Source organism: Pseudomonas sp. 09C 129, from assembly GCF_002843625.1.
In the GTDB taxonomy this organism is placed as follows: Bacteria; Pseudomonadota; Gammaproteobacteria; order Pseudomonadales; family Pseudomonadaceae; genus Aquipseudomonas; species Aquipseudomonas chlororaphis.
In genome coordinates, this window is sequence record NZ_CP025261.1 from 4,351,230 (window position 1) to 4,364,791 (window position 13,562).

The window sequence follows — 13,562 nt, forward strand, 5'->3', positions numbered from 1 at the left end:
GCCAGCGCCTCAGCCGCGCAGCACGAACACCGGGAACATCTCGCGCAGGTGCTGCCACAGGTCCGGCACCAGCACCTGTTGCGGCGTGCTCGGCAATTGCGGGTCGAGCATGCGCGCGGTGCGCACCATCTGCACCGCGAAGCGCCTGACCCCCAGGGCTTGCAGGCGCTGGCCGAGGAGCAGCAGGCGGGCCGGCTGCAACAGGTGCCAGTGCACGGTGGTGCGGCATTCGTAGTCGACGCCGCTGGCCAGCAGCAGCTCCAGGCTGCGCCAGTTGGCCTTGCCGCTGCCCGGCACGCCGGTAATCATCGGGCCGTCTTCGGCCAGGGCCTTGACGTCGAAGCCGACCCAGTCGGCGCCGGCCACCGCCCGGGCAAAGGCCGCCGGCTTGATGCCGGCGCTGTGCAGGCCGATGCGGAAACCCATGGCCCGTACTTCATCCATCGCCGCCGGCAAACCGTCCTGCAGGGTCGGCTCGCCGCCACTGAACACCACCGCGTCCAGCAGGTCCTGGCGGCGTTGCAGGAAACTCAGGACCCGGCACCAGTCCAGCTCCTCGCTGCCGCGCGGCGGGATCAGTTGCGGGTTGTGGCAGTAGCGGCAACGCCAGGCGCAGCCCTGGCAGAACAGCACGCAGGCGAGCAGCCCCGGGTAGTCGAGAGTGGTCAGGGGCACCATGCCCCCGACCCGCATCTTTCGGCTCATTGGCAACCGGCCGCGGTGGCCTGTTCGGTGAAGTGCACGCGCTCGCGGTGCTCGGACTGTTTACCCGGGTTGAAGGCCGAGACCGGGCGGTGATAACCCATCACCCGGGTCCAGACTTCGCAGCGCTGGCGTTGCGCCTGGGGCAATGTGGACTGTGCGTTCATGGTGGAACTCCTTGCAGTTGGGGGAAGACAGGTCAGTGCGCGGTGGCCATGCCCGTGGCCTGGGCCTGCAGCAGGGCTTCGTCGCACTTGGGGCAGAACTCGTGCTCGCCGTCGAGGTAGCCGTGCACCGGGCAGATGGAAAAGGTCGGGGTCACCGTCAGGTACGGCAGGCGGAAGCGCCCCAGGGCCTTGCGCACCAGCTGCTTGCAGGCCGCGGTCGAGGAAATCCGCTCGGCCATGTACAGGTGCAGCACGGTGCCGCCGGTGTATTTGCATTGCAGTTCGTCCTGCAGCTCCAGGGCCTCGAACGGATCGTCGGTATGCCCCACCGGCAACTGCGAGGAGTTGGTGTAGTACGGCGCCTCGCGGCTGCCGGCCTGGAGAATGCCGGGGTAACGCTTGAGGTCTTCCTTGGCGAAACGGTAGGTGGTGCCTTCGGCCGGGGTCGCCTCGAGGTTGTAGAGATGGCCGGTTTCCTCCTGGAAGCGCACCAGGGTCGCGCGCACATGGTCCAGCAGCCTGAGGGCGAACTGGCGCCCCTGTTCGGTGTGCATGCCCTGCTCGTCGCCGCTGAAGTTGCGCAGCATTTCGTGCAGGCCATTGAGGCCGATGGTCGAGAAGTGATTGCGCAGCGTGCCCAGGTAACGCTGGGTGTAGGGGTACAGGCCGGCGTCCATGTGGTGCTGGATCACCTTGCGCTTGACCTCCAGGCTCTCCATCGCCAGTTCCATCAGCGCGTCCAGGCGTTGCAGCAGGCCGCTGGTATTGCCCTTGAACACATGGCCCAGGCGCGCGCAGTTGAGCGTCACCACGCCGAGCGAGCCGGTCTGCTCCGCCGAGCCGAACAGCCCGCCGCCGCGCTTGAGCAGCTCGCGCACGTCCAGTTGCAGGCGGCAGCACATGGAACGCACCTGGTTGGGCTGCATGTCCGAATTGAGGAAGTTCTGGAAGTACGGCAGCCCATAGCGGGCGGTCATCTCGAACAGGCGGTCGGCGTTCTCGCTGTCCCAGGGAAAATCATGGGTGATGTTGTAGGTCGGGATCGGAAAGGTGAACACCCGGCCCTTGGCGTCGCCGGCCTGCATCACTTCGATATAGGCGCGGTTGAGCAGGTCCATTTCCGCTTGCAGCTCGCCATAGGCGAAGGGCATTTCCTCGCCGCCGATCACCGGGACCTGCTCGCGCAGATCCTCCGGGCAGACCCAGTCGAAGGTCAGGTTGGTAAAGGGGGTCTGGGTACCCCAGCGCGACGGCACGTTGAGGTTGTAGATGAACTCCTGGATCGCCTGGCGCACCTGCGGGTAGCTCAGGCGGTCCTTGCGCACATAGGGCGCCAGATAAGTGTCGAAGGAACTGAAGGCCTGGGCCCCGGCCCATTCGTTCTGCAGGGTACCGAGGAAATTCACCATCTGCCCCAGGGCGCTGCTCAGGTGCTTGGGCGGCCCGGCCTCGACCCGCCCCGGCACGCCATTGAGGCCTTCATGCAACAGGGTACGCAGGGACCAGCCGGCACAGTAGCCGGCGAGCATGTCGAGGTCGTGGATATGCAGGTCGGCCTCGCGGTGGGCGCGGCCGATGGCTTCACTGTAGACCTCGTCCAGCCAGTAGTTGGCGGTGACCTTGCCGGACACGTTGAGCACCAGCCCGCCCAGGGAATACCCCTGGTTGGCGTTGGCCTGCACCCGCCAGTCCTCGCGGTCGAGGTACTCGTTCATCGAGGCCGCCACCTCGACCAGGGTCTTGCGGTCGCGGCGCAGGCGCCCGTGCTGTTCGCGGTAGACGATGTAGGCGCGCATGGCGAAGAAGAACCCGGCGTCCATCAGCACCCGCTCGACCCGGTCCTGGATCTGCTCCACATGCAGCCGCGCATGCCCTTCAAGGTGGGCCAGCACCGCCTTGAGCAAGCCCTCGGCCTCGACCTCGGCGTACTCGCCGCTGGCCTTGCCGGCGGCGATCAACGCCTGGCGGATCTTGTCCGCATCGAAGGCAACCCGGCTGCCATCGCGTTTGTGCAGGCGATTGTTGCCCACCCTGATCAGCGTGCTGTGCATTTGACCTCCGCATACTACATATAGATGTTTTTAATTCTTAAAACACAAGATGCAGTGAGATTACGGAGAGCGCGTTGGGTTGCCATTGATCGCGATCAAGTATTTTTTGGTTTGTGTACATATCCGTTTTTTGGGTAACGGCGACTTAGGGTTCCGCCCTTACGGCGGGTCACTTTGGAAAAGCGCCAAAGTAACCAAAACGCTTTGCCCCACCACTCGGTGCCTCGCCTAGGCTCGGCATGCCCTCACTCCGGCATTGATCCGTGGGCCGCCGCCACAGGCCATCCATGGCCCGGGGCGGCTAACCCGGCATCCCTGCCGGGTTACCCACGGCTCAATGCCTGCGTTCGGCCATCGTGGTTAACGGGGCGTTCAGATCAAAAGCAAGACGGCGGCCTGCCGGCCGGCCTGGCTGAGAACGTGGGCCCTGTAGCCGCTGCCGAGCGCAGCGAGGCTGCGATCGAGGCCGAAGGACTCGTCAGGCAGGCACCGCATTTCCCCAGATCCTGCGAGGTGTCAGGTTTAGCGGCCCTGCGGGCCGATCGCAGCCTCGCTGCGCTCGGCAGCGGCTACACAAAGCATGTCCGGCAGAAGAGCTGTAGCGTGGCGATGGCCTGTGGCGGCGTGCCCCCGGAGCAATGCCTGTGTTCGGCCAGCGCGGTTAACGGGGCGCTCAGATCAAAAGCAAGACGGCGGCCTACCGGCCGGCCTGGCTGAGAACGCATTCCCTGTCGCCGCTGCCGAGCGCAGCGAGGCTGCGATCGAGGCCGAAGGACTCGTCAGGCAGGCACCGCATTTCCCCAGATCCTGCGAGGTGTCAGGTTTAGCGGCCCTGCGGGCCGATCGCAGCCTCGCTACGCTCGGCAGCGGCTACACAAAGCGTGTCCGGCAGAAGAACCGTAGCGTAGCGATGGCCTGTGGCGGCGTGCCCCCGGAGCAATGCCTGTGTTCGGCCAGCGCGGTTAACGGGGTGCTCAGATCAAAAGCAGGACGGCGGCCTGCCGGCCGGCCTGGCTGAGAACGTGGGCTCTGTAGCCGCTGCCGAGCGTAGCGAGGCTGCGATCGAGGCCGAAGGACTCGCCAGGCGGGCACCGCGTTTCCCCAGATTCTGCGAGGCGTCAGGTTTAGCGGCCCTGCGGGCCGATCGCAGCCTCGCTGCGCTCGGCAGCGGCTACACAAAGCGTGTCCGGCAGAAGAACCGTAGCGTGGCGATGGCCTGTGGCGGCGTGCCCCCGGAGCAATACCTGCGTTCGGCCAGCGCGGTTAACGGGGTGCTCAGATCAAAAGCAGGACGGCGGCCTACCGGCCGGCCTGAGAACGCATTCCCTGTAGCCGCTGCCGAGCGCAGCGAGGCTGCGATCGAGGCCGAAGGACTCGCCAGGCGGGCACCGCGTTTCCCCAGATCCTGCGAGGTGTCAGGTTTAGCGTCCCTGCGGGCCGATCGCAGCCTCGCTGCGCTCGGCAGCGGCTACACAAAGCATGTCCGGCAGAAGAGCCGTAGTGTGGCAAAAACAGCAAGCTCCGCCCGGCGAAGGCTTTGTTTTGGCTCTGGCTCTGGCTTTTGATCTTGATCTTGATCTCCAACGCCCCGTTAACCACGCTGGCCGAACGGAGGTATTACGGAGCGGGTAAACCGGCAGGGATGCCGGTTTAGCCGCCCCGGGCCATGGATGGCCCGTGGCGGCGGCCCGCTCCGTAATGCCTCCGTTCGGGCACACCGAGCCTCAGCGAGGTGCCGAGTGGTGGGGCAAGAGCGTTTTGCTTACTTTTGCGCTTTTCAAAAGTAAGCCGCTGTAAGAGCGGAACCCTAAGTAGCCGTTACCGCAGCAACGGATATCCCCCCAATCTCACCCCCCACTCATATTCATAAACCGCACCACCTGCACCGTGCCCTGCGGGTTGAAATCATGCCGCAACGGCTTGCGCCGCAAAGCCTGCTGCAAGGCATCAATCAGCGGCTGGTCGTCCAGCGGATAACGCCGCAGCAGGCCGCGCAGGTCCAGGGCATCGTCCTGCCCCAGGCACAGCAGCAGCTTGCCTTCGACGGTCATGCGTACCCGGTTGCAGCTGCCACAAAAGTTGTGGCTGTTGGGCGAGATAAAACCGATGCGCGTCTGCGGATGGCGCTCCAGGCGCACGTAACGCGCCGGCCCGCCGCTGTTCTCGGCGCTGTCGAGCAAGGCATGGCGGCTGGCGATCAGCGCCCGTACCTCGTCGCTGGAACAGAAGGATTCGCCCCGGGAACGGCCGACGTCGCCCAGGGGCATTTCCTCGATAAAGCTGATATCGATGCCCTGCTCGATGGCGTACCGCACCAATTGCGGCACTTCCTCGAAGTTGCGCCCCTTCATCACCACGCAGTTGAGCTTGACCCGCTCGAACCCCGCCCCGCGCGCCACCTCGATACCGCGCAGCACCTGGTCGAGATCGCCGTTGCGGGTGATGGCGCGAAACTTCTGCCCGTCCAGGCTATCGAGGCTGATGTTCATCCGCTTGACCCCGGCTTCCGCCAGCGGCCGAGCCAGGCGCTCCAGCTGCGAGCCGTTGCTGGTCATCACCAGTTCGCGCAGGCCCGGCAAGGCGGCGATGTCGCGGCACAGGCCAACGATGCCCGGGCGAATCAGCGGCTCGCCGCCGGTGAGGCGGATCTTGCGCACGCCCTGGCCGACGAACAGCGCCGCCAGCCGCTGCAACTCCTCCAGGGTCAGCACCTGCTGGCGCGGCAGGAAGGTCATGTTCTTCGCCATGCAATACACGCAGCGAAAATCGCAACGGTCGGTCACTGACATCCGCAGATAGTCGATCTGCCGCCCGAAGCCGTCCTGCATCACATTGCTCATGGCCTTCCCCTTACTGCAGCAGCGGCGAGTCGGCGCCTTGCAGATGAATGCCCCGGATGTCCGCGGCCCCGACCAGGGTTTGCAGGTACTGCACCACGGCCTTTTGCCAGACGCCCTGTTGCAGCTGGTTGCGGATCACCAAAGCCACTGCCTCATAGGGCAAGGCCTGGCCCTCGACCCGCTGATCGACGCAGACCACATGCCAGCCATAACGGCTTTCCAGCGGCTTGGCCGCCAGTCCCGTCGGCAGGCTGAACAGCTGGCGCTCCAGTTCCGGCACGGTCTGGCCCTTGCTGATCTGCCCCAGGGAACCGCCCTGGGCCTTCGACGGGCAGGCCGAATACTTCAGCGCCAGTGCAGCGAAACTGTCGGGCTGCTCGTCCAGGCGTTGCAGCAAAATCTCCGCCTGGACCTGGGCCGTGCTGCGCGCCCCGGCATCGTCCGGCGCGCATTCGAGCAGGATGTGCCGCACCGCCAGCAACGGCGCGCTGTGAAAACGCCCGCGGTTGTTGTCGTAGTAACGCCAGCACGCCGCCTCGTCGCACTCCGGCACCTGCACCTCGCGTTCGAGCAGCAGGCGGGTGGCGGCCTCCTCCACGTTCTCGCCGGCGCCAATCTGCAACGTCAGGCCGAGTTCGGCGATGCGCTGCTGCAACAGCTCGCGGATCACCAGGGCCCTGGCCGCCAGGTACACCGCCTCCTCGCGGCTGGCCGCCGGGTGATATTGCAGCTCCTGGGCCAGCGCCTGCGGGGTGATCGGCACCTGGTTGACGCTGATGATCGGCCACTCCTGCTCGCTGCTGGCGATCAGTTGCACAGGCGCCTCGTCCGCGGCCACGGGCTCATGGCCCGGCGGCGTGAACGCCTGCACGCCCACCTCCACTTCACTCTCTGGCACCAGCGTTTCCTCGCGGGCCGAAGACCCGCAACCGCCGCTGCCGCCGTTACCGCCGCCACATCCACATCCACCTGACATGACTGCCTCCTCAGACTTTCTGCCGAACGATTTGATAACGCCGCCCCAGGTACCAGACCGGCGCGCTGACCATGTGCACCAGGCGGGTAAAGGGGAACAGCACGAACAGGGTCAGGCCGAGGAACACGTGCAGCTTGTAGGTCAAGCCGACCGGGGCGATAGCCGCCGCCGCGTCCATGGGCCGCAATAGCACGATGCTCTGCGCCCAATCGGCAAGCATCACCATCACCGAACCGTCCATATGGGCGGTGGAGGCGACTATGGTCAAAAGGCCGAGCAGCAACTGCGCCAGCAGCACCAGCAGGATCAGGATGTCCGAAGGGCTGGAGGTGGCGCGCACCCGCGGGTCGGTGAGACGGCGCTTGATCAGCATCAGCAAACCGACCAGGCACAGCAAGCCGAAGAAGCCGCCGGAGACCATCGCCAGCAACTGCTTGTGCTCGGTGCTGATCACATGGTGATAGACCGAGGCCGGGGTCAGCAGGCCGACAAAGTGCCCGGCCAGCACGAACAGCACGCCGACATGGAACAGGTTGCTGGCCACGCGCATGCCACGCTTGTCGAGCATCTGGCTGGAGCCGGCCTTCCAGCTGTACTGCGACAGGTCGAAGCGTGCCCAACTGCCCAGCAGGCAGATCGCCAGAGCGACATAGGGATAGATCCCGAACACCAACAGATTCCACTTAGACATTGCCCACCTCCCCGGCTGGCGCGGCGGCCAGCCCCTGATGCTGAAAATCCACCCAGTGCAGCGGTACCGCGCTTTCCTCCCGGGCCTTGCCCGGCGCGCTTGGCATGGCGCTGCAACGCTCCTGCTGCTCGGCCTTGAGAAAGTCCACCGCCTCCTCTTCCCAGATCCGGTCCAGGGCTTCGAGGGAGTCGTCGCGCGGCTCGGCCGCCACCTGTTCGCGCAGGTCGGCCACCGCCTGGTGCGGCTCCGCGCCAGCGATCTGCAGCAAGGCGCGCAAGCAACTGGCATAGGCGCTCTCGCGCTCCTCCAGGCGCGCCGCGAGCAAGGCCAAGAGGTGCGCGACATCGGCCAGGCCCTCGCGGGCCTCAAGATCGTCGCGGGTGGAAAGGAACTCCAGGTACAGCGGGATGTAGTCCGGCAGCTCCTTGATACCGATGGCAAAGCCCGCGGCTTCATACTGGGCGAGCATGTCGACCATGGCCTGGCCGCGGTCGCGGGACTCGCCGTGCACATGCTCGAACAACAGCAACGACAGCGAGCGGCCACGACCGAACAGCGCGCCGTAGTGCTCCTGGCCATCCATCAGGTCGTTGTTGCAGAGCAGTTCCAACAGCTCGAACAGCGCGCCGCGCTGCTTCGGGCTGATTTCCCGGGCCTGGATGATCGCCTGCTCCAGTTCGTCGCGGCCCTCGACCAGGGTTTCGCTCGGGTAGTCGAGCAGCAGCGAAATCACTTTCAGGATGCGCATGCTCATTCCTCCCACAGCTGCACGGTTTTCAGGACGTCGCGGCGGTTGGCCTTCTTCGCCCCGAACATGTTGGTGTCGGAGCTGCCGCTGCAGCCGCTGCCGAAACTGAAGCCACAACCGGAACGCTCGGCGAAGGCATCGCTCATGGCTTCCTCGCGGTGCGCGCTGGGCACCACGTAGCGGTCTTCGTAGTTGGCAATGGCCAGGTAGCGGTACATCTCCTCGACCTGGCTCACGCTCAGGCCGACCTCCTCCAGCACTTGCAGGTCCTGCACGCCTTCGACCTGTTCGGCGCGCTTGTAGGCGCGCATCGCCAGCAGGCGCTTGAGGGCGCGCTTGACCGGTTTTTCGTCGCCGGCGGTCAGCAGGTTGGCCAGGTAACGCAGGGGAATGCGCAGGCTGTCGACATCCGGGATCACCCCGTTCATGCCCACGGTGCCGGCGGCCGCGGCGTTCTGGATCGGCGACAGCGGCGGCACGTACCAGACCATCGGCAAGGTGCGGTATTCCGGGTGCAGCGGCAGCGCCAGCTTCCAGTCCACCGCCATCTTGTACACCGGCGAACGCTGCGCGGCGTCGATCACCGACTGCGGCACCCCGTCTTCCAGGGCCTGGCGGATCACTGCCGGGTCATGCGGATCGAGGAAGATTTCCAGCTGCTTCTCGTACAGGTCCTGCTCGCTGGCGGTGCTCGCCACCTCGGCGATGCGGTCGGCGTCATACAGCAGCACGCCGAGGTAGCGGATGCGCCCGACACAGGTCTCGGCGCACACGGTGGGCATGCCCGCCTCGATCCGTGGGTAGCAGAAGATGCACTTCTCGGACTTGCCGCTCTTCCAGTTGAAATAGATCTTCTTGTACGGGCAGCCGCTGATGCACATGCGCCAGCCGCGGCACTTCTCCTGGTCGATCAGGACGATGCCGTCCTCCTCGCGCTTGTAGATCGCCCCGCTCGGGCAGGATGCCGCGCACGCCGGGTTCAGGCAGTGCTCGCACAGGCGCGGCAGGTACATCATGAAAGTGTTTTCGTACTCGCCGTAGATGTCCGCCTGGATCTGGTCGAAGTTCCGGTCCTTGCGCCGCTTGGCGAACTCGCTGCCGAGGATCTCCTCCCAGTTCGGCCCCCACTCGATCTTTTCCATGCGCTTGCCGGACACCACCGAACGCGGCCGCGCGGTCGGCTGGTGGTCGCCCAGGGGCGCGGTGTGCAGGTGCTGGTAATCGAAGTCGAACGGCTCGTAGTAGTCGTCGAGGCTCGGCAGGTCGGGGTTGGCGAAGATGTTCGCCAGCACCCGGAACTTGCCGCCGATGCGCGGGTTGATCGAGCCGTTGGCGTTGCGCACCCAGCCGCCCTTCCACTTGTCCTGGTTTTCCCATTCTTTCGGGTAGCCGATCCCGGGCTTGGTCTCGACGTTGTTGAACCAGGCGTATTCCATGCCTTCGCGGCTGGTCCAGACGTTCTTGCAGGTGATTGAGCAGGTATGGCAGCCGATGCATTTGTCCAGGTTCAGGACCATGCCGATTTGTGAACGAATCTTCATGACAACTCCTCAATCCATCTCGGTCGGCAGGGGGCGTGGCAGCTCATCGCCGTCCGAGCCATCGAGCCAGTCGACGCGGGCCATCTTGCGCACCACGACGAACTCGTCGCGGTTGCAACCGACCGTGCCGTAATAGTTGAAACCGTAGGCCTGCTGGGCATAGCCGCCGATCATGTGGGTCGGCTTGAGCACCACCCGGGTGACCGAGTTGTGGTGGCCGCCGCGGGTCTTGGTGGTCTCGGAGCCGGGCACGTTCACGATCCGTTCCTGGGCGTGGTACATCATCACCATGCCCTCCTTGACCCGCTGGCTGACCACCGCCCGGGCGGTCGCCGCGCCGTTGGCGTTGAAGCATTCGATCCAGTCGTTGTCCTCGATGCCGGCGCGTTTCGCGTCGATTTCCGAGAGCCAGACAATCGGCCCGCCACGGCTCAGGGTGAGCATCAGCAGGTTGTCGCTGTAGGTGCTGTGGATGCCCCATTTCTGGTGCGGGGTGATCCAGTTGAGGACGATTTCCGGGTGGCCGTTGCTGCGCTTGCCCTTCACCGCCTCGATGGTCCGGGTGTTGACCGGCGGCCGGTAGCTCATCAGCTGTTCGCCGAACGCCTGCATCCACGGGTGGTCCTGGTAGAACTGCTGGCGGCCGGTGATGGTGCGCCACGGGATGTTCTCGTGGACGTTGGTGTAGCCGGCGTTGTAGCTGACGTGATCGTCCTCCAGGCCCGACCAGGTGGGGCTGGAAATGATCTTGCGCGGCTGCGCCTGGATATCGCGGAAGCGGATCGCCTCGTGGGCCTTGGACAGCGCCAGGTGGCTGTGGTCGATGCCGGTGAACTCGGACAGCGCGGCCCAGGCCTTGACCGCCACATGGCCGTTGGTTTCCGGGGCCAGGGACAGGATCACCTCGGCGGCGTCGATCGCCGTGTCGATCTTCGGCCGGCCCTGGCTGATGCCCGCCGCGCCCTCGCGGTAATTCAGCTCGCCGAGGAATTTCACCTCCTCCTCGGTGTTCCAGTTGATGCCCTTGCCGCCGTTGCCGAGTTTTTCCAGCAGCGGCCCGAGGGAGGTGAACTGCTTGTAGATGTTCGGGTAGTCGCGCTCCACCACTTGCAGGTTCGGCGCGTTCTTGCCCGGCTGCGGGGCCACGCCCGCGGTTTTCCAGTCGGTGCCGCCGAACGGCTGGGCCAGCTCACCGACGCTGTCATGCATCAGCGGCACGGTGACCAGGTCCTGCTCCACGCCCAGGTGCCCCACCGCCATGCTGGAGAACGCCTTGGCGATGCCCTTGTAGATCTCCCAGTCGGAACGCGATTCCCAGGCCGGGTCGATGGCCGCCGACAGCGGGTGGATGAAGGGGTGCATGTCCGAGGTGTTCATGTCGTCCTTCTCGTACCAGGTGGCGGTCGGCAGGACGATGTCGGAATACACGCAGGTCGAGGACATGCGGAAGTCCAGGGTGGTGACCAGGTCGAGCTTGCCGATCGCGCCCTGGTCGACCCATTCGGCTTCCTGCGGCTTGCGGTCGCCGACCTGGCCGATGTCCTCGTTCATCACCCCGTTACGGGTGCCGAGCAGGTACTTGAGCATGTACTCGTGGCCCTTGCCCGAGGAGCCCAGCAGGTTGGAGCGCCAGATGAACATGTTGCGCGGGAAGTTCTGCGGGCTGTCCGGCTGTTCGCAGGCGAAACGCAGCGAACCCTCATGCAACGACTTGACCACATAGTCCTTGGGCGTCATGCCGAGTGCTGCGGCGTCCCGGCAGATGTGCAGCGGGTTACTGTTGAGCTGCGGCGCGCTGGGCAGCCAGCCGGCGCGTTCGGCACGGATGTTGTAGTCCAGGGCGTGCTCGGGGAACTGGCTCTTGTCGGCCAGCGGCGAGAGCACGTCGTGCATGCTCATCTTCTCGTGGCGCCATTGCGAGCTGTGGGCGTAGAAGAAGCTGGTGCCGTTCATCTGCCGTGGTGGCCGGCTCCAGTCCAGGCCGAAGGCCAGGGGCAGCCAGCCGCATTGCGGACGGAGTTTTTCCTGGCCGACATAGTGGGCCCAGCCGCCACCGGTCTGGCCGACGCAACCGCAGAGCATGAGCATGTTGATCAGCCCGCGGTAGTTCATGTCCATGTGGTACCAGTGGTTCATCGCCGCACCGACAATGATCATCGAGCGGCCACGGGTCTTGTCGGCGTTGTCGGCGAACTCGCGGGCGATCTGGATCGCCTTCTCGCGGCTGACGCCAGTGATCTGCTCCTGCCAGGCCGGAGTGCCGGGCACGCTGGCGTCGTCGTAGTCCTTGGCCACGTTGGCGCCGCCCAGGCCACGGTCGATGGCCAGGTTGGCCGCCGACAGGTCGAACACCGTGGCCACCTTGACCTGGCTGCCGTCGGCCAAGGTCAGGCTGCGCACCGGCACGCGGCGGTATTGCACGGCGTCGCCGGCCACATGCTGGAAGTGCTCCTGGATTTCCCCGGCGAAATACGGGAAGGCCACTTCGGCGACATCGCCGCCGATCAGGCTCAGGCTCAGGTCGATCTCGCGCCCCGCGCCGCCTTCCCGGGCGAGGATGTTCCACTTGCCCTGCTCGCCCCAGCGGTAGCCGATGGAGCCCTGGGGCGACACCAGCTCGCCGCTGGCGTCGATGGCGATGGTCTTCCATTGCGGGTTGTTGTCCTGGCCGAGGTTGCCGGCCAGGTCCGAGGCGCGCAGGAAACGGTCCGGCTGGTAGCCGGCCCCCGGCGCGGTGCCGAGCATCGGCTTGAGCAGCACCAGCACCGGCAGGTCGGTGTAGCGCTTGGCGTAGTCGGTGAAATAGGCGCTCGGGCGGTCGAGGTGGAACTCCTTGAAGATCACATGGTTGAAGGCCTGGGCCAGCGCCGCGTCGGTGCCCTGCTTGGGGTTGAGCCAAAGGTCGGTGAGCTTGGCCACTTCCGAATAGTCCGGGGTGATGGCCACGGTCTTGGTGCCCTTGTAGCGCACCTCGGTGAAGAAGTGCGCGTCCGGGGTGCGGGTCTGCGGAACGTTGGAACCCCAGGCGATGATGTAGTTGGAGTTGTACCAGTCGGCCGATTCCGGCACGTCGGTCTGCTCGCCCCAGACCATCGGCGAGGCCGGTGGCAGGTCGCAGTACCAGTCGTAGAAGCTCAGGCAGGCACCGCCGATCAGCGACAGGTAACGGGCGCCGGCGGCGTAGCTGACCATCGACATGGCCGGGATCGGCGAGAAGCCGACGACCCGGTCGGGGCCGTACTGCTTGATGGTGTAGACGTTGGCCGCGGCGATGATCTCGTTGACCTCATCCCAGCTGGAACGGATGAAGCCGCCCATGCCGCGCTTGCTCTTGTACGACTCGGCCTTGGCCGGGTCCTCGACGATGCTCGCCCAGGCCTCCACCGGCGCCATAGTCTGCCGCGCCTGGCGCCACAGCTTGAGCAGCGGCTTGCGGATCTTCGGGTACTTCAGGCGGTTGGCGCTGTAGATGTACCAGCTGTAGCTGGCGCCCCGCGGACAGCCGCGCGGCTCGTGGTTGGGCAGGTCGTTGCGGGTGCGCGGGTAGTCGGTCTGCTGGGTTTCCCAGGTGATCAGGCCGTTCTTCACATAGATCTTCCACGAGCAGGAACCGGTGCAGTTGACCCCATGGGTGGAGCGCACGATCTTGTCGTACTGCCAGCGCGAGCGGTAGACGTTTTCCCAGTCGCGGGACTCCTTGCGGGTTTCCCCGTGGCCCTCGGCGAACTCGCTTTGCTTGCGGTTGAAAAACCGCAGTTGATCCAACAAATGACTCATGGTGCTTTCCTCTCAGGCTTGCCGCGGGGTTCTATGCCCCGACCGGGCAAGGTTTGGATTCGGGTCGTG

General features: G+C 65.4%; 9 protein-coding genes. All 9 read right to left on the reverse strand.

All coding sequences use genetic code 11. From position 1 onward, the window contains the following. Positions 1–9 precede the first annotated feature (9 nt). The 9 genes from CXQ81_RS19595 to CXQ81_RS19635 all read right to left on the reverse strand — a co-directional run bounded on the left by CXQ81_RS19595 (position 10) and on the right by CXQ81_RS19635 (position 13,493). Positions 10–705, reverse strand: a complete 696-nt coding sequence (locus CXQ81_RS19595) for an anaerobic ribonucleoside-triphosphate reductase activating protein (RefSeq protein WP_178081074.1) — start codon at positions 703–705, stop codon at positions 10–12. Further along, positions 702–869 (reverse strand): anaerobic ribonucleoside-triphosphate reductase, encoded by a 168-nt coding sequence (gene nrdD, locus CXQ81_RS19600; RefSeq protein ID WP_053261543.1) that lies wholly within the window; start codon positions 867–869, stop codon positions 702–704. The genes CXQ81_RS19595 and nrdD overlap by 4 nt, the downstream gene beginning before the upstream one ends. 32 nt (positions 870–901) lie before the next feature. After that, complete coding sequence (locus tag CXQ81_RS19605; RefSeq protein WP_101338261.1) at positions 902–2,920, reverse strand: ribonucleoside triphosphate reductase; 2,019 nt, start codon at positions 2,918–2,920, stop codon at positions 902–904. 1,847 nt (positions 2,921–4,767) lie between these two features. After that, positions 4,768–5,760 carry a GTP 3',8-cyclase MoaA gene (gene moaA, locus CXQ81_RS19610; RefSeq protein WP_101338262.1) on the reverse strand — a complete coding sequence of 331 codons (993 nt, stop codon included), beginning with the start codon at positions 5,758–5,760 and terminating at the stop codon, positions 4,768–4,770. A 10-nt stretch (positions 5,761–5,770) separates the two neighbouring features. Beyond that, positions 5,771–6,736, reverse strand: a complete 966-nt coding sequence (locus CXQ81_RS19615) for a peptidylprolyl isomerase (protein WP_101338263.1) — start codon at positions 6,734–6,736, stop codon at positions 5,771–5,773. A 10-nt stretch (positions 6,737–6,746) separates the two neighbouring features. After that, positions 6,747–7,427 (reverse strand): respiratory nitrate reductase subunit gamma, encoded by a 681-nt coding sequence (gene narI / locus CXQ81_RS19620; protein ID WP_101338264.1) that lies wholly within the window; start codon positions 7,425–7,427, stop codon positions 6,747–6,749. Then, positions 7,420–8,175, reverse strand: coding sequence for a nitrate reductase molybdenum cofactor assembly chaperone (gene narJ, locus CXQ81_RS19625; protein ID WP_101338265.1), 756 nt, complete (start codon positions 8,173–8,175; stop codon positions 7,420–7,422). Before narJ ends, narI begins: the two co-directional genes overlap by 8 nt. A gap of 2 nt (positions 8,176–8,177) precedes the next feature. After that, positions 8,178–9,716: a nitrate reductase subunit beta gene (gene narH, locus CXQ81_RS19630; protein ID WP_007928745.1), complete on the reverse strand. Its 1,539-nt coding sequence runs from the start codon at positions 9,714–9,716 to the stop codon at positions 8,178–8,180. A gap of 9 nt (positions 9,717–9,725) precedes the next feature. Next, on the reverse strand, positions 9,726–13,493 hold the full coding sequence (locus CXQ81_RS19635; protein WP_101338266.1) for a nitrate reductase subunit alpha: 3,768 nt from the start codon (positions 13,491–13,493) through the stop codon (positions 9,726–9,728). Positions 13,494–13,562: the final 69 nt, after the last annotated feature.

Bases quoted from the DNA above. Each gene is read 5' to 3' on its own strand.
- CXQ81_RS19595 (WP_178081074.1), bottom strand. From the start codon at position 705: ATGAGCCGAAAGATGCGGGTCGGGGGCATGGTGCCCCTGACCACTCTC.
- nrdD (WP_053261543.1), bottom strand. From the start codon at position 869: ATGAACGCACAGTCCACATTGCCCCAGGCGCAACGCCAGCGCTGCGAA.
- CXQ81_RS19605 (WP_101338261.1), bottom strand. From the start codon at position 2,920: ATGCACAGCACGCTGATCAGGGTGGGCAACAATCGCCTGCACAAACGC.
- moaA (WP_101338262.1), bottom strand. From the start codon at position 5,760: ATGAGCAATGTGATGCAGGACGGCTTCGGGCGGCAGATCGACTATCTG.
- CXQ81_RS19615 (WP_101338263.1), bottom strand. From the start codon at position 6,736: ATGTCAGGTGGATGTGGATGTGGCGGCGGTAACGGCGGCAGCGGCGGT.
- narI (WP_101338264.1), bottom strand. From the start codon at position 7,427: ATGTCTAAGTGGAATCTGTTGGTGTTCGGGATCTATCCCTATGTCGCT.
- narJ (WP_101338265.1), bottom strand. From the start codon at position 8,175: ATGCGCATCCTGAAAGTGATTTCGCTGCTGCTCGACTACCCGAGCGAA.
- narH (WP_007928745.1), bottom strand. From the start codon at position 9,716: ATGAAGATTCGTTCACAAATCGGCATGGTCCTGAACCTGGACAAATGC.
- CXQ81_RS19635 (WP_101338266.1), bottom strand. From the start codon at position 13,493: ATGAGTCATTTGTTGGATCAACTGCGGTTTTTCAACCGCAAGCAAAGC.